The 25,202-nt window shown below is 42.2% G+C and carries 20 protein-coding genes; 13 read left to right on the top strand and 7 right to left on the bottom strand.

Going from position 1 to position 25,202, the window contains the following annotated elements:
- Positions 1-55 precede the first annotated feature (55 nt).
- From glmS to F0361_RS07945, 6 genes are all read left to right on the top strand, one after another.
- Entirely contained in the window at positions 56-1,900 is a 1,845-nt protein-coding gene (glmS, locus tag F0361_RS07920) for a glutamine--fructose-6-phosphate transaminase (isomerizing) (RefSeq protein ID WP_154917935.1), read from the top strand.
- Positions 1,901-2,091: 191 nt separating this feature from the next.
- Positions 2,092-4,875 (top strand): TonB-dependent receptor, encoded by a 2,784-nt coding sequence (locus tag F0361_RS07925; protein ID WP_154917936.1) that lies wholly within the window; start codon positions 2,092-2,094, stop codon positions 4,873-4,875.
- A 26-nt stretch (positions 4,876-4,901) separates the two neighbouring features.
- Entirely contained in the window at positions 4,902-6,536 is a 1,635-nt protein-coding gene (locus F0361_RS07930) for an SGNH/GDSL hydrolase family protein (protein ID WP_154917937.1), read from the top strand.
- 157 nt (positions 6,537-6,693) lie between these two features.
- On the top strand, positions 6,694-8,202 hold the full coding sequence (atpD, locus tag F0361_RS07935; protein ID WP_138256885.1) for a F0F1 ATP synthase subunit beta: 1,509 nt from the start codon (positions 6,694-6,696) through the stop codon (positions 8,200-8,202).
- A gap of 78 nt (positions 8,203-8,280) precedes the next feature.
- Positions 8,281-8,559: a F0F1 ATP synthase subunit epsilon gene (locus F0361_RS07940; RefSeq protein ID WP_138256886.1), complete on the top strand. Its 279-nt coding sequence runs from the start codon at positions 8,281-8,283 to the stop codon at positions 8,557-8,559.
- A 270-nt stretch (positions 8,560-8,829) separates the two neighbouring features.
- Positions 8,830-9,210, top strand: coding sequence for a hypothetical protein (locus tag F0361_RS07945; protein ID WP_154917938.1), 381 nt, complete (start codon positions 8,830-8,832; stop codon positions 9,208-9,210).
- Between the two features lie 56 nt (positions 9,211-9,266).
- Here the strand turns inward: F0361_RS07945 and F0361_RS07950 are convergent, their stop codons facing one another.
- The 3 genes from F0361_RS07950 to F0361_RS07960 all read right to left on the bottom strand — a co-directional run bounded on the left by F0361_RS07950 (position 9,267) and on the right by F0361_RS07960 (position 13,330).
- On the bottom strand, positions 9,267-9,803 hold the full coding sequence (locus F0361_RS07950; RefSeq protein WP_154917939.1) for a GNAT family N-acetyltransferase: 537 nt from the start codon (positions 9,801-9,803) through the stop codon (positions 9,267-9,269).
- Positions 9,804-11,594, bottom strand: a complete 1,791-nt coding sequence (locus F0361_RS07955; protein WP_154917940.1) for a M61 family metallopeptidase — start codon at positions 11,592-11,594, stop codon at positions 9,804-9,806. It abuts the gene before it with no gap.
- Positions 11,595-11,845: 251 nt separating this feature from the next.
- Entirely contained in the window at positions 11,846-13,330 is a 1,485-nt protein-coding gene (locus tag F0361_RS07960) for a PAS domain S-box protein (RefSeq protein WP_154917941.1), read from the bottom strand.
- 315 nt (positions 13,331-13,645) lie between these two features.
- On the opposite strand from F0361_RS07960, the gene F0361_RS07965 reads away from it, so the two are divergent.
- The 3 genes from F0361_RS07965 to bioD all read left to right on the top strand — a co-directional run bounded on the left by F0361_RS07965 (position 13,646) and on the right by bioD (position 15,872).
- Positions 13,646-14,773, top strand: a complete 1,128-nt coding sequence (locus tag F0361_RS07965) for an aminotransferase class I/II-fold pyridoxal phosphate-dependent enzyme (RefSeq protein ID WP_246160837.1) — start codon at positions 13,646-13,648, stop codon at positions 14,771-14,773.
- A gap of 3 nt (positions 14,774-14,776) precedes the next feature.
- Positions 14,777-15,154, top strand: a complete 378-nt coding sequence (locus F0361_RS07970; RefSeq protein ID WP_154917943.1) for a putative signal transducing protein — start codon at positions 14,777-14,779, stop codon at positions 15,152-15,154.
- A gap of 100 nt (positions 15,155-15,254) precedes the next feature.
- Entirely contained in the window at positions 15,255-15,872 is a 618-nt protein-coding gene (gene bioD / locus F0361_RS07975) for a dethiobiotin synthase (RefSeq protein ID WP_154917944.1), read from the top strand.
- 212 nt (positions 15,873-16,084) lie between these two features.
- On the opposite strand, the gene F0361_RS07980 is transcribed toward bioD, so the two are convergent.
- On the bottom strand, positions 16,085-17,581 hold the full coding sequence (locus F0361_RS07980) for an ArnT family glycosyltransferase (protein ID WP_154917945.1): 1,497 nt from the start codon (positions 17,579-17,581) through the stop codon (positions 16,085-16,087).
- A 156-nt stretch (positions 17,582-17,737) separates the two neighbouring features.
- Here F0361_RS07980 and bioA point away from each other — a divergent pair, with 156 nt between their 5' ends.
- From bioA to F0361_RS08000, 4 genes are all read left to right on the top strand, one after another.
- The gene (gene bioA / locus F0361_RS07985; RefSeq protein ID WP_154917946.1) at positions 17,738-19,012 is read left to right on the top strand and encodes an adenosylmethionine--8-amino-7-oxononanoate transaminase; all 1,275 of its coding nucleotides are present in this window, start codon (positions 17,738-17,740) and stop codon (positions 19,010-19,012) included.
- 1 nt (position 19,013) lies between these two features.
- Positions 19,014-20,222, top strand: coding sequence for a beta-ketoacyl synthase N-terminal-like domain-containing protein (locus F0361_RS07990; protein ID WP_154917947.1), 1,209 nt, complete (start codon positions 19,014-19,016; stop codon positions 20,220-20,222).
- A gap of 63 nt (positions 20,223-20,285) precedes the next feature.
- Positions 20,286-21,380, top strand: a complete 1,095-nt coding sequence (gene bioB / locus F0361_RS07995) for a biotin synthase BioB (RefSeq protein ID WP_154917948.1) — start codon at positions 20,286-20,288, stop codon at positions 21,378-21,380.
- A 173-nt stretch (positions 21,381-21,553) separates the two neighbouring features.
- Entirely contained in the window at positions 21,554-22,414 is an 861-nt protein-coding gene (locus F0361_RS08000; RefSeq protein WP_394349867.1) for a cupin-like domain-containing protein, read from the top strand.
- 7 nt (positions 22,415-22,421) lie between these two features.
- On the opposite strand, the gene F0361_RS08005 is transcribed toward F0361_RS08000, so the two are convergent.
- The 3 genes from F0361_RS08005 to F0361_RS08015 form a co-directional block, all read right to left on the bottom strand.
- Entirely contained in the window at positions 22,422-22,892 is a 471-nt protein-coding gene (locus F0361_RS08005) for a regulatory protein RecX (RefSeq protein WP_154917950.1), read from the bottom strand.
- A complete protein-coding gene (locus F0361_RS08010; RefSeq protein ID WP_154917951.1) occupies positions 22,892-23,470 on the bottom strand; it encodes a PepSY domain-containing protein in 579 nt (192 codons plus the stop codon). The genes F0361_RS08005 and F0361_RS08010 overlap by 1 nt, the downstream gene beginning before the upstream one ends.
- A 177-nt stretch (positions 23,471-23,647) precedes the next feature.
- Positions 23,648-25,195, bottom strand: coding sequence for an Rne/Rng family ribonuclease (locus tag F0361_RS08015; protein ID WP_138256901.1), 1,548 nt, complete (start codon positions 25,193-25,195; stop codon positions 23,648-23,650).
- Between the last annotated feature and the right edge of the window lie 7 nt (positions 25,196-25,202).

Raw genomic sequence — 25,202 nt, forward strand, 5'->3', positions numbered from 1 at the left:
GAACTTTTGTTCGTTGGATTAAATTTGAACTACTTTTATAATTTAATAATATAATATGTGCGGAATAGTCGGCTACATTGGACATAGGGATGCCTTCCCAATAATCATAAAAGGATTACAGCGCTTGGAGTATCGGGGATATGATAGTGCTGGGATTGCCTTATTTGATGGCAGTCAAATCAATTTGGTAAAGACTAAGGGCAAGGTCGAGGATTTAAAGCAGAAGGCTAACAGTATTTCCCAAGAAGGTTCTATAGGTATCGGTCATACAAGATGGGCAACGCATGGGGTACCCAACGACGTGAATTCCCATCCACACTACTCCAATTCCGGTGATTTGGTCATCATACACAATGGAATTATCGAGAACTATGAATCCATTAAAAAGGAGTTGACCAAAAGGGGATATACTTTTGCCTCGGATACGGATACGGAGGTTTTGGTAAATCTTATTGAGGAAGTGAAGAAAACAGAGGATGTCAAATTGGGCCAGGCCGTCCAAATAGCTTTGAACCAAGTAGTTGGGGCATATGCCATCGCAGTTTTCGATAGAAGGAAGCCAGATGAAATCGTAGTTGCGAAATTGGGAAGTCCTTTGGCTATCGGAATAGGGGAGAATGAATTCTTTATAGCTTCCGATGCGTCCCCTTTTATCGAATTCACAAATAACGCCGTCTATTTGGAAGATGAAGAGATGGCCATAGTACGACTCGGTAAGGAGATAAAACTTAGAAAGATCAAAAATGATGCCGTTGCCTATCCACGGATTTTAGAACTTCAAATGAATTTGGAGGAAATTGAAAAAGGAGGCTACGATCATTTCATGTTGAAGGAAATATATGAACAGCCAAGGGCCATAAAGGATACCTATAGGGGAAGACTCTTGGCCGATCAAGGAATCATTCGCATGGCAGGAATCGACCAGAACTTGGAAAAGTTCATGAATGCCAATAGAATCATTATTGTAGCCTGCGGTACCTCTTGGCATGCCGGTCTTGTGGCAGAATATATTTTTGAGGATTTGGCCAGGATTCCCGTTGAAGTAGAGTACGCTTCGGAATTTAGATACCGAAATCCTGTTATTACGGAAAAGGATGTGTTAATTGCCATTTCCCAATCCGGTGAAACTGCAGATACCTTGGCAGCCATAAAGTTGGCCAAGGAGAAAGGAGCCTTTGTTTTTGGGGTATGTAACGTTGTAGGTTCCTCCATAGCGCGCGAATCAGATGCCGGAGCCTATACGCATGCCGGTCCAGAAATCGGGGTGGCATCCACAAAAGCCTTTACTACCCAGATTACGGTATTGACTTTGTTGGCCCTAAAACTGGCCAAGGAGAAAGGAACTTTTTCGGAAACAAAGTTCCACGAATTCCTTACCGAGCTCGAGACCATCCCTAATAAGGTTGAAAAAGCACTGGAGGCGAATCCTTTGATCGAGGTTATTTCAGATGTATACAAGGACTCTTCCAATTGTCTTTATTTAGGTAGGGGGTACAATTTTCCGGTTGCCTTGGAAGGTGCTTTGAAACTTAAGGAAATCAGCTATATTCACGCGGAAGGCTATCCTGCTGCAGAAATGAAGCACGGTCCTATTGCCTTGATAGACGAACAAATGCCCGTTTTTGTTATTGCAACAAAAAAGGGACATTATGAAAAAGTGGTCAGTAACATCCAGGAAATAAAATCCAGAAAGGGAAAAATCATAGCGATCGTTACCGAAGGTGATGAGCAAGTAAAGGAATTGGCGGACCATGTTATTGAGGTTCCAGAAACCTTGGAAAGTCTTTCACCTTTATTGACTACCATACCCTTACAATTACTTTCATACCATATAGCGGTCATGCGAGGTTGTAATGTAGACCAACCAAGAAACTTGGCCAAGTCAGTTACTGTAGAGTAAAATCGAATTTAATAAAATCTAAAGGACGCAATTTTGCGTCCTTTTTTTATTGGTGGAATACTAAAACCATCAAAATCGGCATCGTAAATTATCAAAATAATACTATGCATGCATAATTTTTTTCAAATTCCTATTTTTCATATAAAATTATCTGTATCTTCATCACACTAAAATTCTAACTCAAATTAAGAATGAGAACAATACTACTGTTAGCATTGGTTTTGTTTGGGGCATCAGGCTATGCACAAACAACGATCAATGGAAATGTCGTTGACCAAAACGGCGAACCGATTCCAGGTGCCAATATCGTAATTGTAGGCAAGGCAATTGGGACCACAACCGATTTTGATGGTAATTTTATATTGCAGACATCAGAAGAGCCCCCCTTTCAGTTAAGTATTACCAGTATTGGTTATACTGATGGACTCGAAAACATTACTTCCAACAATCAAACACTTCGGGTAGTTCTTTCCGAAGCACAGACGTTTTTGGACGAGGTGGTAATTTCCGCTTCGCGAACCCCGGAACGGATTTTTGAATCTCCGGTAACCGTAGAAAGAATGGGTATCGAAACCATAAAAAATACGGCTTCGGCCGATTTTTACAGTGGGCTTGAAAACCTAAAGGGTGTAGACGTGAACACCAATAGTTTAACATTTAAATCGGTCAACACTAGAGGTTTCGCAACATTCGCCAACACCCGTTTTATGCAGTTGGTGGATGGAATGGACAATTCCACGCCCGCCTTGAACTTTCCTATTGGAAACTTGGTGGGTATGATTGAGACCGATGTGTTAAGTGTGGAACTATTGCCAGGAGCTGCATCGGCTTTATATGGAGCCAATGCTTTCAATGGGATTCTCTTTATGAGAAGTAAAAGTCCCTTTGATTATCAAGGGATTAGCGTATCGGTAAAACAAGGGGTCACTTCCCAGGAAGCCGCTGGAACAAACTCCTACACGGATGTTGGGGTACGTGCCGCCCATAAGTTTAGCGATAAGTTTGCCATTAAATGGAATTTTGGGTATTTGGACGGTACCGACTGGGCAGCGACCAGTACGGTCGACAAGTTTGTTCCGGGCCGTACAAGGGATGCCTTAAATTATGACGGTATCAACGTATATGGGGATGAGGTTTCTACGGATATAAAGGACGTGGCCGTAACCTTGGAGGGATTGGGAATTCTTCCTAACGGTGCGAACGCCTTGGTGCCTTCCGTGGAGGTAAGCCGTACAGGGTATAACGAAAGCGATTTGACAAACTATACTGCCCGAAGTATTAAATCCGATTGGGGACTTTATTATAGACCGATAGAGGGCAACAACCTGGAACTTTCCTATGTTGGTAAAATTGGCACGGGAAATACCATATACCAAGGTACCAACCGATATAATATTGCGAACTTTTTCCAGGAGCAGCACAAGTTGGAACTTAGAAACGATAATTTCTTCCTTAGAGGTTATTTAGTTTCGGATAAAGCTGGCGATTCCTATGATATGGTTTTTACAGGAATCAACATAAACCGATCTTGGAAGGATGACAACACATGGTTTGGCGAATATACAGGTACTTTTGTCCAAGCGACCTTAGCCGGTGCCACCGAGGAACAGGCCCATGCCGCCGCAAGGGCACAGGCAGAATCCGGGAGATATTTACCCGGTACCCCAGAATTTCAAGCGGCCTTTGATCGAGTAATAAGAAATCCTGATCTTTCCAGAGGTTCTCAGTTTAGGGACGCCTCAAAGTACTATCACTCAGATGCGAACTATAACTTTGGTCATTTATGGGACTGGGCAGAAGTTCAAATCGGTGGTTCATACAGGCAATACAGTTTAAATTCTTTTGGAACTATTTATACGGACGCTGATGGCCCCATCGATTATTCGGAATTTGGTTTGTACACCCAAGTTCAAAAGAAAATTGAAATGGCCAATGAAAAAAGCTTAAAATTGACTGCCTCCGTCCGATATGATAAGAACGAATTCTTTGATGGATTTTTCTCGCCTAGGTTTTCTGCGGGTTATTCCTTAAATAGAGACCATAACATTAGGGCTTCTATCCAAACAGGTTTCAGAAACCCAACGACCCAAGACCTTTTTATTGGCTTGGATGCTGGTAGAGCCATTTTGGTGGGTGCCGCACCTGATAATTTGGACAGGTATCAAAGAACTTTTGAAGTAAGTGGAGGTGGACAATTGTTGGGCCAGCCATCAAGTATCGTCCAAACTGGTAGGGCCGCTTATGAAAATTCATATTCAGCGGAATCGGTTATAAGATTGTCCGAAACTGGAAATCCTGCGGTTTTGGAAATAGCCAATCCTGATGTGGTACAGCCCGAACAAGTTACCTCGGTAGAAATAGGATATCGAGGCAAGGTAAAAAAATTGGTTATAGATTTTAGTGCTTATTACAATAGCTACAGTAACTTCTTGGCACCAGAAAATGTTATCGCACCTTATTACGGTACCGTAGGTGATGGCGCGTTGTCCGTAGCCGCTATTTCTAATGGTGACTTTCAGACCTATCAGGCCTATACCAATTCAGATGTGGATATCAATTCTTATGGGGCGTCTTTAGGACTAACGGCCAAAGTCTTAGGAGACTTTGACCTTAGCGGAAGTTATACCTATGCCAAATTGGATTTTGATAGGGTCGCTAATCCTGACTTTCAAGTAGGCTTTAACACACCAGAGCATCAGTTTAAGGCCTCTTTTGGTAACGCGGAACTGTTCAAAAATTTTGGTTTCAATGTTAACTACAGGTTCAGCGATGATTACTACTGGGAGGCCACTTTTGGTAATGGGGTCGTTCCGGAATTCCATGTGGTGGATGCACAGATTAATTACACTGTACCTAGCATAAAATCTACCTTTAAGATTGGTGGTAACAACTTGTTGGGCGATGAATACTTTACTGCCTTCGGAACCGGATTTATCGGGTCCATGTATTATCTGTCATGGACAATCAACAACTAAAAATGAAATTTAAATTCCGTTTAGAAATGAAAAGAATAACCTATATATTTTTATCCTCCCTTCTATTGGTCTTTACCAATTGTAACGACCCGGAGGATGTATATCTGGACCCAATTATTGAACCTGAAGCCAAACCGGAACTTACGGCAGGCTCAGCTGATTTTTCAAATTATGTTTCTTTGGGAAATTCCCTAACGGCCGGTTTTACGGATGGAGCCTTGTTCCAAGCAGGCCAAAATTTCTCAACGCCCAATATTCTATCCCAAAAGTTTGCCATGGTAGGTGGTGGTGATTTTGTACAGCCACTAACCAGCGATAACTTTGGTGGGTTGGCCGCAGGCGGTAATCGAATTCAAGGACCAAGATTGGTGTTTGGTGGGGCCGGACCTGTACCGCTGGAGTCGGTTATTGGTCCTGTTACCGTAGGGACTGATATAGCATTGAACAATCCAACCGGGCCTTTCAATAATCTAGGTGTACCTGGGGCAAAAAGTTTTCATTTGTTGGCTCCCGGATATGGGAATTTGGGCAATGTATCCCTTGGACTTGCCAATCCTTACTTTGTGAGGATGACCGGTTCAAATCCAAATATCAGTGTTTTGGAAATGGCGGCAAGTCAGTCCCCAACATTCTTTTCCTTATGGATCGGGAACAATGACGTTCTTGGCTATGCCACTACGGGAGGTGATGGCACTGACCCAATAACCCCGATCGATGGCCCACCGGGGGTTGGTTTTGCAAATACCTATGGCGCCCTGATCCAGACATTGGCAGCTACTGGCGCTCAAGGTGTGGTTGCAAATATTCCAGATGTTACAAGTATACCTCATTTTACTACGGTACCGTTCAACGCATTAGATCCATCCAATCCTGATTTCGCGGCCCAAATCCCGACATTGAACACCATTTTTGGTGCCTTAAATCAGATTTTTACAGCTTTGGGCGCTACGGAGAGGATTATAAGCTTCTCTACAACAGAGGCAAATGCCGTGGTAATACGGGATGAAAGCCTTACCGATTTTTCGGCCCAGATAACAGGGGCTTTAAATGCCAACCCAGGTTTCCCTATTTTCGTACAACAGTTTGGCTTGCCTGCACAGGCGGCTCCTCTGGTTGCAGGTCTGTTGGGTACTACCTATGGTCAGGCGAGGCAGGCCACTGCGGATGATCTTTTTGTGCTGCCCAGCAGTACGGTTATTGGAACGGTCAACATGGAGGCGGCAGGTGCCTTGGTGGCCCAGGGTCTATCGGCTACTTTGGCCGGCCAGTTCTCCGTTGAGGGAGTAAGTTTGCCTTTGGCGGATAAATGGGTGTTGACTCCGGAGGAACAGACTGAAATTGCGAATGCGACCGACGCTTTTAACGCGATTATATCGGCAGCGGCCAGTCAGGCAGGCTTGGCATTCGTGGATGCCAATGCTTTGTTGAACCAACTGGCAAATGGAGGCATCACGAGCGGGCAATATACCTTGACCGCAAGTTTGGTAACTGGAGGCGCGTTTTCCTTGGATGGTATCCATCCAACGGCCAGGGGATATGCCTTGATCGCCAATGAGTTTATGAAGGCCATTGATGCTACCTATGGTTCCAACTTTGAGGATTCAGGAAACTTGGTAAATGTTGGGGAGTATCCTACCAATTTTTCGCCTACGCTTCAATAAGTATTGGGTTTAAAAAAGTAACAAAAAGATGCATTTAAGTGCATCTTTTTTGTTTTGTAAAAAACCCAAAAAAACAATTTTTGTTTAAAATTGAAAGACATATCTTTGCAGCCTGAAAATCAGAGCATTTTTTAAGTAATATATAAACAGATTAGTAATGTCAAAAGTTACAGGCAAAGTTTCGCAAATCATTGGGCCCGTGGTGGATGTAGAATTTCAGTCGGGAGAAGATCTTCCTAAAATCTACGATTCCTTGGAGATAACCAATAAGGACAATTCAAAATTGGTTTTGGAAGTTCAATCACATGTTGGGGAAAACACCGTTAGGACAATTTCCATGGATTCTACCGATGGACTTAGCAGGGGGACTGAGGTGGTTGCAACAGGAGCCGCGATTCAAATGCCCATTGGGGACGATGTTTACGGACGTCTGTTCAATGTTATTGGAGATGCTATTGATGGTTTGGGCAATTTGCCAAAAGAAGGAAAAAATGGTCTTCCCATTCACAGGGAAGCACCAAAATTTGAAGACCTTTCAACCTCTACAGAGGTTTTGTTCACGGGTATTAAGGTGATCGACTTGATCGAACCTTATGCGAAAGGTGGTAAAATTGGTCTTTTTGGAGGTGCCGGTGTAGGTAAAACCGTTTTGATCCAGGAATTGATAAACAATATCGCAAAGGGACACGGTGGGCTTTCCGTGTTCGCTGGAGTTGGTGAAAGAACCCGTGAAGGAAATGATTTGCTTCGTGAGATGCTGGAATCAGGCATTATCAAATATGGTGAGGACTTCATGCACTCCATGGAAGATGGTGGATGGGACTTGTCCAAAGTGGATAAGAAGGCCATGAAGGATTCCAAAGCAACGTTTGTTTTCGGTCAGATGAACGAACCACCGGGAGCACGTGCACGTGTGGCGCTTTCCGGGTTGACAATTGCCGAATATTTCCGAGATGGTTCAGGGGAAGGACAAGGGAAAGATGTATTGTTCTTTGTAGATAATATCTTCCGATTTACACAAGCTGGTTCTGAGGTATCTGCACTATTAGGCCGTATGCCCTCAGCGGTAGGTTACCAACCAACTTTGGCCACCGAGATGGGTGCTATGCAAGAGCGTATTACTTCAACCAAAAGGGGTTCCATTACTTCTGTTCAGGCGGTATACGTACCTGCGGATGACTTAACGGATCCCGCTCCTGCTACGACATTTGCACACTTGGATGCAAATACCGTACTTTCCAGAAAAATTGCGGAGTTGGGTATCTACCCTGCCGTGGATCCCTTGGATTCTACGTCCAGGATTTTGACACCTGAAATTTTGGGTAAGGATCATTATGCATGTGCGCAACGTGTTAAAGAGTTGTTACAGCGTTATAAGGAATTACAGGATATCATCGCCATTTTGGGTATGGAGGAATTGTCCGAAGAGGATAAATTGGCCGTAGGTAGGGCCAGACGTGTACAGCGTTTCCTTTCCCAGCCGTTCCATGTGGCGGAACAGTTTACGGGTATCCCAGGAGTTTTGGTAGATATAAAGGATGCTATCAAAGGTTTCAATATGATTATGGATGGTGAATTGGACCACTTGCCAGAATCGGCATTTAACTTGAAGGGAACTATCGAGGATGCTATTGAAGCAGGAGAAAAAATGCTTGCCGAAGCGTAGATTGTTAATAGTTTAAAGTTTTTGGTTCATAGATTTTGATACTTGAGCTTTTAACTTAAAACTTAGAACTAGAGAAGTATGTATTTAGAAATAGTATCGCCCGAAGCAACTTTATTTTCCGGAGAAGTAATATCCGTAACCGTACCGGGAATCAACGGCGAGTTTCAGATGTTGCAGAACCACGCCCCTATTGTATCCCTTTTACAGGAGGGAAAAGTGAAGGTAAAGGGCACTATGCATATCGAGGAGGACTATGCTTCCAAGTTCACTAAGGACCAAGATGGGAATACGGTTTTGGAGATTTCCAGTGGTACCGTGGAACTTAAGGACAATAAAGTAATCGTATTGGCGGATTAATCCTCCCCTAACCCCTCCAAAGGAGGGGAACTGGAAATAAAAAAACCAACTCGAAAGAGTTGGTTTTTTTATATTACGATATTAAATTGTTTAATTCTGACTAACAAGGACAAACTGGAAATAATTGAAGGCAGGCCACCTGTATTACAATTGATCATGGGTGCTTTGGCCTTTAGCCTTTTAATTTTTTTCCTAAGTATTTTTATAACGGGACATAATTTGTTACGACCTGGATTTGTTTATCAAAAATTTCAGGTAGGGAATTTGTACATGGCTATAGTTATGGCCGGAATGGGTGTACTTTTAAGTAAAAGTACCAGCATAGTTTTGGATAAAGCAAACAAAAGGCTTCAAACGCGTTGGCATATAGGTCGGTTTGGATTTGGAAAATGGGAGGAATTGCCCCCTGTTGACTATATTTCTGTTTTTAAAGCGCATAAAACACGTTCCATCAACTTTGACAGAAAGGCTCCTGTAAGATATGAAGTGAATTTATGGTTACAAAGAGGAGGCCGAAAACGTGTCTATTTTAGCTATGATGATGAGGTTGCATTAAATATGTGCGATGAAATCGCAAAATTTTTAAAAGTGGATCTTTGGGATGCATCTGACCCGCATGATAAGAGGAAGGTCTTGACGGAAGGCCTTTAAGATTAGAAAGATACCTGGCTAATTGTTTTTTTTTGCAACATCTGGATTCCCTTTATTCACCTCCAATCCCAAAAGACCAATTCCCAGGAAATATCTTCGGATACGTGGGTTTGTAAAATTTCAAAGCCTACACTCAAATGGGCGTTCAAGGAACGTTGGTTGTTGGTGGCAACTTCGGTAAGGAGGCCATCGTAGTCTTTCTCAAGTGCTTGGCGGTAATAGGTATACATACCCCTAAAAACCCCTTGTGCCCTATATTCCTTAGCAACACAGATTTGTCCCATGGCCAAATACTTTTTTCCGGGTAAGAGGGTATCCGCCGTTTCGAACATCGGGGCCAGTAGCAGAATATCGGTACCGAAGTTCCGTGTCATGCATAAGGCGTAACCTATGACTTTATCATTGACTTTTGCAATGATATGTGGACAATCCGTATTCATCCGCTTTAACAAATCAAATGTATGGATGACGGTTACAAAGCCCTCTTGTTGCTTTTCCTCATCGGTTAGTGAATCCAAAGCATTTTTCTGTTGAAGCAATAATATGCCCCGCAATTCCTCGTCCGCAGTGGCACGACAGTAATTTATATCCATTTATGGCAGTTTCAACCATTCTTTTCTAGCATTGCTTTGTTTTTTGGTAAGTGCTTCGTCTTCCTTGGCAACTATCGTGTACATGGAACTTGGTCGCAAGGTTACATTTGTACTTTTTGGAAGGCCAAATCTTTCAAAATCAACTTTTAGAACGTCTTCAGGCTTGAACTGTGATATAAAGGCATCGAACTGCATGCCATCGGGGAATTTTTCCCCGTTGATGGCCATAATGACATCCCCTTTGTCCAAACCGGCTTCGTAAGCGGGACTTCCCATTTTGGGGTTTGTGGTAATCTCGCCATTTCCATCTCCGTTCAATCGTGCCGAGATACCCAGATATGGGATATTGGGATTAGTGGTAAGATCAACCCCAACCCTGTCAAAAAGGGATTCGTAATCCGGCATTTCACTCTTATAGATATAGGAACCAAAAAAGGCTTCCCCAAACTCCTTTCCGGCATATTCGTTTAATGTATTCTGTAAGTCTTCAATTGTATACGGTGTTTGTGTCTTGCCATATTTATTCCAGACAAGCTTCATAAAATCATCCAGGTTCAGCCCTCTTTCCCGAAGCGATAGATCCAGAGCCAATCCAAGAACGCTTCCGTACGAGTAGTAAGAAATAAACGTGTTTTCCCTATTTACGGGGTCTACTGAAGTAGCAGCGTCCACAAACGGAGCCTGATAGCTCATTTCAATGGGATTGAAGAATTGGGTGGCGGGCGATTTCCAAACGTAGTTAAAGGTTCCCGTTAAACCTTCTATATATTCCTTTGGCGAAATCAATCCGGCCCGGCACAATATAAGATTCGTGTAATAGCTGGTAAAACCTTCGGCAAACCAAAGGGCCCCGCTCATATTCGCTTCTTCAAAATCAAAGGGTTCCAGCGATTGGGGCCGAATCCTTTCCACGTTCCAAGCATGGAAAAACTCGTGGGAAACGGTTCCAATGTTGCCTTCCATACCACCGTTGGCCAATCCTCTTGTGCTGGTTAGAATGGTCGAATTTCGATGCTCCATGCCATCGCCCGAAGCATTTGGAATGTAACAGGCAAGAAAGGTATATCGGCCGTAATCGAAATCAGGCAATTCCCCATAGACTTCTTTCTCGGCAAGGACTACTTTCTTGACTTTTTCAAAATAGGTCTCGAGCTCTTCCTCGGTGCCATGATGGTGTAGTGCCAATTGTATGGTTTGCCCATCGACCTGAAATTCCTTTAAACCAAAATTGCTGATTTCCACAGGGCTGTCCATAAAATACTGTACGTTGGGTGCGGCATAGGTTGTACCGGACACCAAGGGCAATTGCGTAGCCACCTTCCAATTCAGGTCTTTTCTTATAATAAAGCTTACTTCAATGTCCCGAAGTTCCAAGCTTGGCGCATACATGAATGTGGCCGGAATATTCAAATGGGCATGGGTTTCATCCACTTGGGAATACGTGCCGTCCCCACGATTGGCGAATAATAGATACTCGATTTTAACGGTACCGTCATGACCCATAACTTGCCACTGATATGGATCCGGTCTATGTACTTTGAGCAAATTTCCTTTACCGTCATACGCCTTAAACCCATAGATATTCTTGGCAAACTCATGCAAGGCATATCTACCCGGGGAAGTTCTACTCATACGCACCGTGAGGGTATCTGTAGTGATGTTTGGAAAAGTGGCCGTTATGAAGGCTTCATGGTGCACGGCGTTCTCAAAAGAAATGGTATAGCGATTGGTCTGGGAATTTAATTCAATCAGACAAAAAATTGAAAGCAGAATTAAAATTGGATTGCGCATAGATATCTTTTCAGCTAATATACTGAAGCTAACCCTTATCTATTTTGCCCATTAATAAAATGTTTAAATTCTGACCTTATTAGAATACAACACTATATATACTTTAAATAGTTTTTGTATTTAAATGGCCTTCTTAGGCTTTAAATGAATCTGAGGAAGAATTGACTTTTGATCTATCCGAAACTAAAATTTCCAAGACAATTTTTAGTATGAGGTTTGCCAAGGACCAAAGAAAATTAGTGGGAATTTACTTAATAATCATCTTTTGTTATGGAATTATTCGATTTGATATTATAGAACGAATTCTCAACTATATCCTTAATTATGGAATCAATTTCTTGTGCAGACTTAACAATGAAATCCAGAATCTCCTCCTTCTCCTTTAAAGTAAGATCATGGTCTTTTATTAATTCTATCAACCCCATTATTCTTGCCACTGGGGCCCTAAAAATATGTGATTGCGTCCATGCAATTTCCTTTAACCGCTTATTCTGTTCCTCTATGGCCTTTAGATATAAGACACGTTCCGTTACATCCCTTGAATTTGCCACAATCCCATTTAAGGCGGGCTCGTCCATTTGATTGGTAGCTATAGTCTCAACCCATCGCCACTCATTATTCTTATTTTTAAAACGAAAGGGGTCAATAGTGACTTGAGATTTTTCTAAAATTTCTTTGAACCTATTGTAAACAGAGGCTTGGTCATCTGGATGAATGAAATCAAAGGCATTTTTTCCGATAAATTCCTCAGGAGTAATTTGTAGGATTTTTGTGGAAGTTGGACTTACATATTTATAATTAGCTTCATTGTCCAGGATTGCAATTAGGTCGCTTCCTTCCTGAACCAAGGTCTTGAATCTACGCTCACTATGTTCAAGATGTTCACTTACCTTTTTCTTTTCCGTTATATCCCTTGCGATGCAGTACATGGTTTTGTCCTGCTCGTCCCAGTTTGCAGACCATAATACGGACACCAATGAGCCATTCTTATGCACATATCTGTTTTCAAAATTTAAGGTCTCCTTCCCGGAAAAGGTTGCTTTAGAAGATATTTCTGTTTTCTGTCTATCCTTCTCATAAACAAAATCCATGTAATTTCTTCCAATTAGTTCACTAGGACAATATCCCCAAATATTTTTAGAAGCATTGTTAACACTTAAAAAAGTGCCATTTCTGTCGATGGTGCATATAATATCCAAGGACGAATTCAGAATTTTCTCAAGCTCTCCTTTTTTCTTGTCAACGTCCTTCTTTGCTTGGCGCAATTCCAATAAATGGATAACCTGCTGGGCCAAGGTTTCCAATCCTTTTATTTGTTGATCGCTCAGTTTTTTGGGTTCTGGGTCCAAAACGCATAAAGAACCTAATCGCGTACCATTGGACCATTTAAGGGAGATTCCTGCATAGAATGAAATATAGGGACTATTTACAACGAGAGTATTGTTTGAAAACCTCGCGTCCTTTTTTGCGTCCTCAACTATCAATTGATCAACATCTTCAGTAATTAAATATTTACAAAAGGAAACCTCTAATTGTGTTTCTTTAATATCTACCCTATGACGTGATTTAAAAAATTGTTTTTTATCGTCTAATAAGGTTATTAAGCTAATTTCTGAGTTACATATTGATGCCGCTAGGGCGGTAATGTCATCGTATATTTTTTCTGGATCGGAACCCATAATTTCTAGCGCCTCCAAAATCTCCAATCTATTATAAATTATTTCGCTGGACTTCATACCATGAATTTAATATCGAATTACCTTTAATTAAGCTTATGAAAATTCTTCATAAAAAAGGCGGCAAAAGTAAGTTTATTCTTTATAAAAGTATATTTAAAGCTAAATTTTAATTTAAGTTTATGATTTTTGACATTTAATTAAGTAATTAAAAATCAGTTTTTTACATTAAATTGGTGTAAAATGGGTATGTCTGGTAAGCGTTTCTTAAATGATTTGCACTTTTTAGTGAAAATCAATAACAAATTCTGTAATTATGCGTCTATAATAGGATAAAGCTATTTTTACCATATGACTGAATTTCCTGCAAATCTTATGAGTCTATTAGAAAAGAGAAAAAAGGAGCATACCTTTAGGACGCTACCATCCTTAAATGGTTCCATTGATCTCTCATCAAACGATTACTTGGGTTTTGCCAAGAGCGAAAGCCTTTTCTCCAAGACTTTTCAGTTATTGTTAAAGCATAATATCAGTGAGAACGGAGCTACAGGCTCCAGGTTATTGACCGGGAACCATGTCCTGTTCCAGGAATTGGAATCCGTATTGGCGCAGACCCATAATGTTGAAAATGCATTGGTGTTTAACTCGGGGTACGATGCCAACATCGGTTTTTTTGGATGTGTTCCACAACGGGGCGACTTTGTTTTTTACGATGAACTTATTCATGCCAGTATCCGGGACGGATTACAACTGAGCCATGCCAAGAGCTATAAATATGGGCATAACGATCTGTCGGATTTAAAGGAAAAAATAAAAAAGACTATTTCTGACAATGGTGATTCCGATGTTTATGTGGTCACGGAATCCGTATTCTCCATGGATGGTGATTCTCCAGATCTAAAACAATTGGCCAGTTTTTGTACCTCGGAAGGATATCATCTGATCGTGGACGAGGCGCATGCCGTTGGCGTTATGGGTAAAAAAGGTCTTGGGTTGGTACAGGAGTTGGGATTGGAAAAGGCCCTCTTCGCAAGGATCGTTACGTTTGGAAAAGCCTTGGGCACCCATGGTGCGGCCATACTTGGCAGCAATGCCCTTAGGGACTTTCTCATAAATTTTTCACGGAGTTTTATATATACTACGGCATTGCCTCCACATCATATCGTCGGTATTTTATCTTCCTATGAATTTCTTACTTTTGAGGGAGGGACGCAGCGCGACCAGCTTATTGAAAATATTTCCTATTTCAAGAGTCAAGCGAGGAAGCAGAAGTGGTCCAGTAATCTAATCGGCAGTGATACGGCTATTCAATCCGTTATAATTCCGGGCAATGAAAAAATCCGGAAGATTTCCAAAAAATTGAACGACGACGGTTTTGATGTGAAGGCCATACTTTCTCCTACGGTTCCCGAAGGGAAAGAGCGGTTACGGTTTTGCCTACATAGTTTCAACTCTAAAGAAGAGATTGGTTTGGTGCTGCAATTATTGTCAAATTATATTTAATGCATGACGGACAAATTTTATCATGTTGCTTCTTTTGAATATGTGGCCGATGTGCAAATTTTAAAAGGAAAATTGGAATCAGAAGATATTCCGGTTTTTCTGAGGGATGAGAACACCTTGAATTCCGATCCTCTGATAAGTAATGCCATTGGAGGGGTAAAGTTGCTAGTCTATGCCCAAGATAAGGAGCAGGCCTTGGAAATTTACAATGAAGTTAGGGCATACGCTTTGGACGATTTTGGCAATCCGGTAACCTGTCCCAATTGCAAGGCTAGAAAATCTGAAGTATATTATAACAGGAAGGGGATTTTTTATAAACTTTTTCCTTTTTTTGAGAAAAGAAAATATAAGTGCCTAAATTGTGGCATGATTACTCGATAATTACAATTATTCCATTGCGAATAGCTTTCGGGTTATCTGACATAGCGTTTTAAAAAACACAGTGAACCTTCATTAAGGTAGCAAGACAAAGTTATAAGGTATGCAAAAGATTTTTGTTACAGGTATTTCTACGGGAGTAGGTAAAACGGTGGCTTCGGCCATCATAACCGAAGCCCTAATGGCCGATTATTGGAAGCCCATACAGTCCGGTGATCTGGACCACACGGATAGCGATACGGTAAAAAATCTAATATCGAACGACAAGACACGTATTTTGCCAAGCAGCTATGAGCTTACAGCCGCCATGAGTCCGCATGCCGCTGCCGAAATAGACGGGGTGAAAATAGATCGTTTCCACATCAACGAACCTAAGACGGACAACAATTTGGTAATAGAAGGTGCTGGCGGACTTTTGGTTCCGCTAAACGATGAAGATACCATGTTCGACATCATCATGCCAGAGTATAAGGTCGTGGTGGTTTCCAAACATTATTTGGGAAGTATCAACCATACCCTATTAACGATAGGTTGGTTACAGAACAAAGGCTATGATGTTTCTGTATTGTTCAATGGAAAGGAGAATCCCCAAACGGAAAGAATCATACTTCATAAGACAGGAGTTCCTTTGATCGGTAGAATCGATGAGGAGCCCAGACTGGACAAAACTGTTATAGCTCGCTATGCCGGAGCGTTCAAGCACATTTTGGAGAGCCTATAAGATTGTTCATGGTTTTTGGTTGTTCGTTAATGGTTCTAGTTCAACAACTATCCCACTATCCCACTAACTAACTTTTTCACCAGTCAACTGATTCATTTTTGTTATCAGTTTCTAATTTGGCTAAAGGCTAAAGGCTAAAGGCTAAAGGCTAAAGGCTGAACGCTAATTGCTCCCTGTTTTCTGGTATCTGAAAACTGTTAACCGCCAACTGATCACTGTTTACTGATTTCCTTTCTCTGAAGTATCTCTGCCTTTTCCACGGTAGCCGCTACGGTATAATGTTTGGCCAAATAGGCGTCTATATATTCATTCTCCTCAAATTCATCCCTGTCAAAAACAAGTCGGCCCTTTCGTACCACCACGGTTTTCGGTTTGATTTCTTCCATGATATATTTGAGTTCTTCCAAAGAATTTTTTCGCGGATTATCAAAGAACGGATAAAGTTCATCCCTACAGATATTGCTGGGATGTGTGGCGGCCAAAGTTGGGGGCAAAACTCCAAGGTTCCAATACCCAATATGGTACCCTAAGAAAAAAATGGTATCGGTTTCCAGTTTGTTTTCCAAAATGTATTTCGGAACCGTAAACCCTTCACCGTTGAAAAATGTGCCCCGCTCTATTTTGTTCTTTACGATATTTACGTATTCCATGTAACTTTCCGCCGGTATCAAAAGTAATAAGAAGAGGAGTTTGCGGGATATTTTTAGTCGGTTTCGAAGGAACAAACGATTTAAGAAGATTCCGAGGAATATGACCAGCATTGGGTGTATTTGAATCAGATAATGACCATTGATTCTTCCTCCTTTAAAGAAGGAGAAAAGTACACCGCAGATGGCCATGAACAGGATTAGTGAAGTCCTGTCCTTGACCGAAATGATGGCATTCTTCCAACAATAGAAGAGAAAAACACCGATTACAATAAAGGTCGGGGCCAATTTTAAGAGTGAAAATCTTCTTGCTTCACTGTATTCCAAGGGGGCCAAGATAACGGACTTCCACCAAACCTCCAATTGACCGCTCATGTAGTAAGGGAGAATCGTCAAAAGGATTACAAGTAAAACGCCTGTGCCAAAAGCCAAGACGTTCCAAAGGGTGCTTTTTTTTTGCTTATTGAAAAGTTCTATGACCAAAAAGAGGCCCAATAAAAGTACGGGGTAGGCCATGTTCAATTTCACCATAACCGCAATCCCCATAAGCAGACCTGCCAGTAGCAACCATATGGGGCCTTTTTTCGATATAATTAGGTACATTGAAGGAACAAAAAATGCCATACATAGGTGTTCAGACATTACCCCTTGTAAGCTTCCGAAAAGACTAAGCAATACAATACAAAATATCCCACACCATAGAGCTACCTGAGTAGTGGTCATTTTCGAAGTGATTTTATAAGTAAAAAATGCGGTTGTGGCAACCAGTAACGCGCCTAGAAGCCTTATGGCTACAAAGCTTTTTCCAAATAGGAAGATAATAGACGCAAAGAATGCAAAAGTCAAAGGGGGTTTTAAATCCCAAAGTTGTGTGTAGGGTAAATAGCCGTCTACCCAGGACTGTCCCAAGAGAATAAAGGTACTCTCGTCCCGATCTATATAATCCCTAAAGAAAAAAGGAAACCGAATGAAAAATGTAATCCCTGTCAATAGAAGAAATACGGTTTTACTTTTTAGCTGGGAATTGCCCAATAAGGATTCCTTTAGGATGCTTGGATTCATCAAAAATTTGACTTTATTGGCTCCTCCCAGGGGATTATACCCTTGGGTTTACCTCGAAATTTATCATTGGTTTTATGTAATTACCTCGAGTACTTGCCCCGTAGTAGTTTACATCCCATCTTTGCAAGATAGATAAATTGTGGATTCTTAAATTCTATGAACGGGGAAAATCTATCGGAACGGGATAAAAAATACCTTTGGCATCCGTTGACACAGCACCAAACGGCGGTAGCTCGAATTGGTATTGTGAAGGCCGAGGGTGCCTTGTTTTGGGACGAGAGGGGCAATTCTTATATTGATGGTATTGCCTCCTGGTATACGGCCATATATGGTCATGGTAATAAACATATTACAAAGGCCATATCGGAACAAATGAGCCAATTGGACTTTGTCATGTTCAGTGGCTTTACGCATGAGCCTGCCGTAAAACTCTCCGAAAAACTTATGGCCATTTTACCCAGCAATCAGGCCAAGATATTTTTTAACGATAACGGCTCCACGGCCGTGGAGGCGGCCATAAAAATGGCCTTGCAGTACCATCACAACCGGAACGACATAAGGGACACCCTGGTCGCTTTCGAGGACGGTTTTCATGGTGACACCTTTGGGGCGATGAGTGCTTCCGGGCTATCGTCCTATAACGGTCCTTTTGAGGATTTTTTATTGAAGGTAAAGCGGGTTCCGGTACCCCAAAAGGAAAATATGGAGGAGGTGATGGCGCAATTGGAGACCATACTTGCTAATGAGAAATGTGCTGCCTTCGTATTCGAACCCTTGGTCCAAGGTGCTGCGGGCATGAAGTTTCATTCTGCCGAAGGCTTGGACAGGCTCATTGAAAAATGTCAGGAACACGATGTTCTATGTATAGCCGATGAGGTCATGACGGGTTTTGGCAAAACCGGGAAAGACTTTGCTTCGGATAACCTACAAAATAAGCCTGATATCCTGTGCCTAAGCAAGGCCCTCACTGCCGGGATGTTTCCCCTTAGCATTACCAGTTGTACCCAAAAAGTGTTCGATGCCTTTTTGAGCGACGAGGTTGCAAAAGGGTTTTTCCATGCCCATACGTATAGTGCCCATCCACTGGGTTGTGCCGCTGCCCTTGCGGGACTCCAACTCCTGAATTCTTCAGAAATTTTGGAGCTCAGGAACTACATTGCATCGGCACATAAAACCTTCGTTGCCAAGGTTGCGAACCATCCAAACGTACGTAATGCCCGTTCTATGGGCGTGATTTTGGCCCTCGATTTGAATACGGAAACGGAACGCTATGGCAATCTACGGGACCGATTGTACAACTTTTTTATGGCCCGTGGCGTCCTTTTAAGACCGTTGGGGAATACCATCTATGTGTTGCCGCCCTATGTAATTACCAATGACCAGTTGCAACGGATTTATGAAGTGATTTACGAACTGTTGGATAGCTTATAACATGGGATTACCGATAGATAAAATATCCATAACCGCAATAGCCTCCATTTCTCCCTTGGGCGACACCATGGACGATGTTTGGCGAAACTATCAAAACGATGACCATTTGCTCAGTCTTGCCAATTTTGAAGGGAATGCCACTTGGGTAGGACGGTTGCCCGAAACTATTTCGGAAAAAATCGAGCAATTACGACACTCGGATTCCAAATACCAACATTTGGACAAAAGCGTTTTGTATGCCCTTAATGCATCAAGAAAGGCAGTGGCATCTGCCGGATGGTCCAAAAAAGTTGAAACCTCAAAGTTTGGAATCAATATCGGGTCTTCCCGTGGCGCTACAGGTCTCCTTGAGCATTACCATGAAGATTTTTTGAAGCACGGTAAACTAAGTTCCTTGGCTTCACCTACGACCACCTTGGGCAATATATCTTCATGGGTGGCCCACGATCTGGGAAACCAGGGTCCGGAATTTTCCCATTCCATCACCTGTTCCACAGCGCTGCATGCACTGTTGAACGGCGTAGCCTGGTTGCAAGGCGGTATGGCCGATCGGTTTTTGGTAGGCGGGAGTGAGGCGCCTTTGACGCCTTTTACCATTGCACAGATGAAAGCTTTAAAAATATATGCTTCTTCGGTCGATTCTGAAAATTCCTTGGTAGCTGAGCGTAGTCGAAGCTATCCTTGTAGGGCGCTGGATTTGGACAAAAAAAGGAATAGCATGGTAATGGGAGAAGGAGCTTCCGTGGCCTGTTTGGAAAAGGGTATTTCAAATGGGGCTTTGGCGGTAATCGAGGGAATTGGCTATGCGACGGAGCTTTTGGAACACAACGTATCCATTTCTACCAATGCCAAATGCTTCCAAAAATCCATGGAAATGGCCTTAAAGGATACTCGCAAGGAAGAGGTAGATGTTATTGTTATGCATGCACCGGGCACGCTAAAGGGTGATGCATCGGAAATGAACGCGATACAAAAAGTATTCTGTAACCATCTTCCTTTTTTGACTACCAATAAATGGAAAATAGGACACTCCTTTGGCGCATCCGGAATGTTGAATATTGAAATGGCCCTGCTTATGTTACAGCATCAAAAGGTTATTGCGGTTCCTTTTCACCAAAGTGAATCCAAACCTAAATCGATAAAAAAGGTTTTGGTCAATGCCGTAGGGTTCGGCGGGAATGCGGTAAGCATATTACTTTCCAAAGTTTAGAATCCAATTATATTTTCTGAACTTATTCCGCTATTTTTGAATTCTACATATAACTATGATTTTATGAGCGAAGTAAGACATGATTGGACCAAGGAGGAAATTTTAGCCATTTACAATAGACCACTAATGGAACTTTTATATGAGGCGGCTACGGTACATAGGATGCACCACGACCCCAATACGGTCCAAGTTTCCACCTTACTTTCCATAAAAACGGGAGGTTGCCCGGAGGACTGCGGATACTGTCCCCAGGCCGCGCGCTACCATACCAATATAGAAGGCAACGATTTGATGTCCGTATCCCAGGTAAAGGCCCAAGCGTTGCGGGCCAAGGCTTCTGGAAGCTCCAGGGTCTGTATGGGCGCTGCATGGCGAAATGTAAAGGACGGACCGGAATTTGACCAAGTCCTTGAAATGGTCAGGACCATCAATAAACTGGATATGGAGGTGTGCTGTACCTTGGGCATGCTTACGGAAAATCAGGCCAAGCGATTGGCGGAAGCGGGATTGTATGCCTATAATCATAACTTGGACACGTCTGAGGATTATTACAAGGACGTAATTTCAACCCGTACTTTTCAGGACCGCTTGGACACTATAGAAAATGTTCGCAAGAGTAATGTGACCGTTTGTAGCGGAGGTATCATTGGGATGGGGGAAAAATTGGAGGACAGGGCCGGAATGTTGGTCGCGTTGGCCTCTTTGAACCCTCAACCAGAGTCGGTTCCCATCAATGCCTTGGTCGCTGTGGAAGGAACCCCCATGGAAGATATAGAACCTATTGCAATTTGGGACATGATACGTATGGTCGCTACCACGAGAATCGTAATGCCCGAAACCCAGGTTAGACTTTCCGCCGGTCGCACACAGATGAGTAGGGAGGGCCAGGCCATGTGTTTTTTTGCAGGTGCCAATTCCATATTTGCAGGGGACAAACTGTTAACTACACCAAACCCAGATGTAAACGAGGATATGGACATGTTCAGGCTTTTGGGACTTAACCCACAAAAACCGTTCACAAAGATTTCCCAGCCTACTACCGTGGAAGCGTCTGATTCGCAATTTAAACCCTTGAACGAAAAGCCCAAATGGTCCCGACCCGGACATAAAATAGAGCGAAACGAAGCTGCAAAACAAAAGGCGAAAATGACGGACTAGTCCTACATTATCAAAATTTTAATATCGTATTTTGCTTGTGTTGCCTAAATTTGCGGTTTATTGGCACCGCCAAAGGATTTAATACTCGGAGGCTTGCCTTGAAATTAAAAGTTCGTTTTCTAAGAATGCCTCGTGGGCTTGCCCTGAGGTAGTTTACTAAAACCCAAATTACGTTGAAGTTAACTGAAATTCCAAGGGTAGAAACCATTACCAAGGAGGACTTTCTAACCCATTATTTCAAGCCGCAAAAACCTGTGGTCATAGAGCGGTTTATTGAGAATTGGCCTGCATTTGAAAAATGGAATTTGGACTATATCAAGGGTATTGCGGGAGACAAGTTCGTGCCGCTGTACGACGATCGGCCCGTACAGCATAAGGACGGTTTTAATGAGCCCCATGCGAGGATGCAGTTATCAAAATATATTGATTTGCTCAAGGCCAAGCCTACAAAATACCGGATATTTCTTTGGAACATTTTAAAGGAGGTACCTGAATTACAGAAGGATTTCTCCTTTCCGGATTTTGGCATCAAACTCATGAAAGGGCTGCCCATGCTGTTTTTTGGAGGCACGGATTCACATACCTTCATGCATTACGATATCGACTTGGGCAATATTTTTCACTTTCATTTTGAAGGGGAGAAGGAGTGTATCCTTTTTCCACAATCGGAAACCAGGTATTTATACAAAGTTCCTCACTCTTTGATAACCCATGAGAGTATCGACTTTTCAAACCCCGATTATGACAGGTGGCCGGTCTTAAAACAGGCAAACGGTTATAGGACGAGCTTAAGGCATGGAGAGGTTTTGTATATGCCGGAAGGATATTGGCATTACATGAAATACATTACCCCCGGTTTTTCCATGAGTTTAAGGGCCATCGCACGAAATCCTAAAAATTTGGCGAAAGCGCTCTACAATGTCCTTGTCATGCGACATTTTGATGTGTTGATGCGGAAGATTAAAGGGCAGAAATGGATTGATCAAAAGAACGAAAAAGCGATTTCCAGAACCAATCTTTTAAAAACAGGTTAAAAAAGTATCAGGAAATGAGTTCATTGACCTTATCATAAACTAAATTGGGTTCCCAACCTCGATAAAGGAGGTAATCGGCTAGTTTTTTCTTTTTCTTCTGTATGTCCTTGTCCTTGATTAGTTCCAGTCTTTTTTTGGCCAGTGCTTCGAAAGTTTTCAAATACTGATTGTCATCGATTTCATTTAGGGCAGATTGAATATTGTATTTGGAAATGTCCCGAACCTTCAATTCCGCAACGATTCTTTTTTTCCCCCACTTTTTTATATTGAACTTGCCCCTGGCAAAACTCTTGGCGAACCGTTCTTCGTTCAAATAGTTTTCCTTGATCAAGTGAGATACAATGGTATCAATGGCCAGAGGAATCATTCCCATGCCCTGTAGTTTCGTGACTACCTCTTGATGGCATCGCTCTTGGTAGGCGCAGTATCCTTCCAATTTTCGGGTAGCTTCCTCTAGGGTGAATGATTCTTTGGGCATCAGGAATTCTTTGCTATTCTTTTCATTCTCTTGGGCCCGTACCAGAGCCAAAATCCCGTTATGGTAAATACCAACAGTGCCAGTCCCATTACAGTGGTGTAAAAAAGCTTGATTTGACCGTCCGATGTTCCTAAGTATCGGTCCAAAATGGAACCATCATGCACTTGTTCTATAAAGTCTGACCGCCTTCTTTCTATTTTTAACAAGTTTCCGGTAGCACCATCCAATTGGATTCCGTAATAGTTGTCCACAAACTTGAACTTTAGGATACCCTTATCCGGGCGTACATCGATCCTATCAATTTCAGGAGAAAGTTCGGTGGAAATGGAATCCCTAAATATTTTCTGGGCATTTTGTTTTAGAGTTTCCAAAGGAAGCCAATCCATTAGTTCCGTTGAGGTGCCTTTTTCCGTTTTTGCCAGAATGAGTCCGTTGCTGTTTTTTTTCCAGCCTAAAAGAAGGCCGGTAATGGATATAAATAGAAAAAAAAAGAATAGAAGGGCTCCGGTGGTACGATGTATTTTTCTAAAAATACGGATAACTTTCGCCTGTTGTTGTCTTCTATTGTTTTTTGTCATTAAGGGTTTACTTTAAAATAGGCCCTAAAGGTAAGTTAAGCTGGGATGTCTTAAAACACTTTAAGAATTATTTAGAAAAACGGGTCTTTGCCGGGGCGGACAAGGTATTCCAATCAGATTCCAATATCCTTGGTACAAACAAAAAAAGCGACCCCTTTTGGAAGTCGCTTTTCTTATTTAATATATTGTTTTGCCGTCCTTATTCTTAAAACGGTATTCGAGATACGTATACGCATCCCTGGGTTGAATTTTTATCCATCGTTTGTGTTCCAAGAACCACTTGGTACGGATGGATGGGAATCCTTTTGTGATGTAAGCGGCAATGAAAGGATGTATGTTCAAGGTTATGTTATTGTCCTTGGCAGGTCCTTTTAAGAGTCGCTCCAGATCCACGTTGATTTTGTTTATCAAAACGATGGGAGCTTCGATCTCCTGTCCGTTTTTGTTTGGATTCTCTTCGGTTGTTTTAATGTTCATTTCTGGCCTAACACGCTGTCTTGTAATCTGTATGAGGCCAAATTTACTGGGAGGTAAAATCTTATGCTTTGCCCGGTCGTCCTTCATCTCATCCCTAAGATGGTCAAAAAGTTTCTTTCTATGTTGGGATTTTACCATATCGATAAAATCGACTACAATGATACCGCCCATATCCCGTAAGCGAAGTTGTCTTGCAATCTCTGAGGCGGCCAACAGGTTTACCTCAAGCGCAGTGTCTTCTTGGTTCTTGGCCTTGTTGGAACGGTTCCCGCTATTGACGTCTATTACATGTAACGCCTCGGTATGTTCAATGATAAGGTAAGCACCCTTGCTCATGGTCGCGGTACGACCAAAGGAAGTCTTGATCTGTCTGTCTATTCCAAATTTTTCGAATATTGGGACATTGGTATTGTAGTGTTTCACTATGGATTCCTTTTCCGGGGCGATCTCGGCAACATAGTCCTTGATTTCTCCGTATAATGTGGAATCGTCAACATAAATTCCGGTAAAGCTATCGTTAAAGACATCCCTAAGGATGGAGGAAGCCCTATTGAGCTCCACTAATACTTTTGAAGGCGTCTGCGCCTTGTATAATTTTTTGCACATTGCTGACCATTTGTTCAGCAAATTTGCTAGGTCTTTGTCCAGTTCCGCAACTTTTTTGCCTTCTGCGACCGTTCTGATGATTACCCCAAAGCCTTTTGGCTTTATACTTTTTACAAGCCTTTTCAACCTGTCTTTTTCCTCCTTGCTCGCAATTTTCTGCGATACGGAGACACGATCTGAAAAGGGCACCATGACCAAATAACGTCCTGCTATGGAAAGCTCTGAACTTATTCTGGGTCCTTTGGTGGAAATGGGTTCTTTTACAATTTGAACTAAAAGGGATTGATTGGCCTTTATGGCATCGGTAATGACGCCATCTTTGTCAATATCTTTTTCGAAGGGAAAGTTTTTTAAGGAATAATCCTTTAGCTTTCCCGTACTCACTTGTTTAACGAACTTCAACATGGAAGACAGTTGTGGTCCCAGATCATGGTAATGTAGGAACGCGTCTTTTTCGTAGCCAACATTAACAAATGCGGCATTTAGGCCCGTAACGGGCTTACGAATTTTGGCCAGGAATATATCCCCGACCGAAAAATTGTTATTGTCTTCCTCCTTGTGGAGCTCAGTGAGTTTTCCGTCTTTTAGCAAGGCAAAATCAACGGCATTGGAACTAGATCTTACGATTAATTCTCTATTCACCTGAATG

Origin of the sequence: Maribacter flavus (assembly GCF_008386635.1) — a bacterium.
In the GTDB taxonomy this organism is placed as follows: Bacteria; Bacteroidota; Bacteroidia; order Flavobacteriales; family Flavobacteriaceae; genus Maribacter; species Maribacter flavus.

Coding starts and splice junctions, on each gene's coding strand:
- bioB (WP_154917948.1), top strand. CDS start 20,286: ATGAGCGAAGTAAGACATGATTGGACCAAGGAGGAAATTTTAGCCATT.
- atpD (WP_138256885.1), top strand. CDS start 6,694: ATGTCAAAAGTTACAGGCAAAGTTTCGCAAATCATTGGGCCCGTGGTG.
- glmS (WP_154917935.1), top strand. CDS start 56: ATGTGCGGAATAGTCGGCTACATTGGACATAGGGATGCCTTCCCAATA.
- F0361_RS08005 (WP_154917950.1), bottom strand. CDS start 22,892: ATGCCCAAAGAATCATTCACCCTAGAGGAAGCTACCCGAAAATTGGAA.
- F0361_RS07930 (WP_154917937.1), top strand. CDS start 4,902: ATGAAAAGAATAACCTATATATTTTTATCCTCCCTTCTATTGGTCTTT.
- F0361_RS07970 (WP_154917943.1), top strand. CDS start 14,777: ATGACGGACAAATTTTATCATGTTGCTTCTTTTGAATATGTGGCCGAT.
- F0361_RS07980 (WP_154917945.1), bottom strand. CDS start 17,581: ATGAATCCAAGCATCCTAAAGGAATCCTTATTGGGCAATTCCCAGCTA.
- F0361_RS07960 (WP_154917941.1), bottom strand. CDS start 13,330: ATGAAGTCCAGCGAAATAATTTATAATAGATTGGAGATTTTGGAGGCG.
- F0361_RS07990 (WP_154917947.1), top strand. CDS start 19,014: ATGGGATTACCGATAGATAAAATATCCATAACCGCAATAGCCTCCATT.
- bioA (WP_154917946.1), top strand. CDS start 17,738: ATGAACGGGGAAAATCTATCGGAACGGGATAAAAAATACCTTTGGCAT.
- F0361_RS07940 (WP_138256886.1), top strand. CDS start 8,281: ATGTATTTAGAAATAGTATCGCCCGAAGCAACTTTATTTTCCGGAGAA.
- F0361_RS07955 (WP_154917940.1), bottom strand. CDS start 11,594: ATGCGCAATCCAATTTTAATTCTGCTTTCAATTTTTTGTCTGATTGAA.
- bioD (WP_154917944.1), top strand. CDS start 15,255: ATGCAAAAGATTTTTGTTACAGGTATTTCTACGGGAGTAGGTAAAACG.
- F0361_RS07950 (WP_154917939.1), bottom strand. CDS start 9,803: ATGGATATAAATTACTGTCGTGCCACTGCGGACGAGGAATTGCGGGGC.
- F0361_RS07965 (WP_246160837.1), top strand. CDS start 13,646: ATGAGTCTATTAGAAAAGAGAAAAAAGGAGCATACCTTTAGGACGCTA.
- F0361_RS07925 (WP_154917936.1), top strand. CDS start 2,092: ATGAGAACAATACTACTGTTAGCATTGGTTTTGTTTGGGGCATCAGGC.
- F0361_RS08010 (WP_154917951.1), bottom strand. CDS start 23,470: ATGACAAAAAACAATAGAAGACAACAACAGGCGAAAGTTATCCGTATT.
- F0361_RS07945 (WP_154917938.1), top strand. CDS start 8,830: ATGGCTATAGTTATGGCCGGAATGGGTGTACTTTTAAGTAAAAGTACC.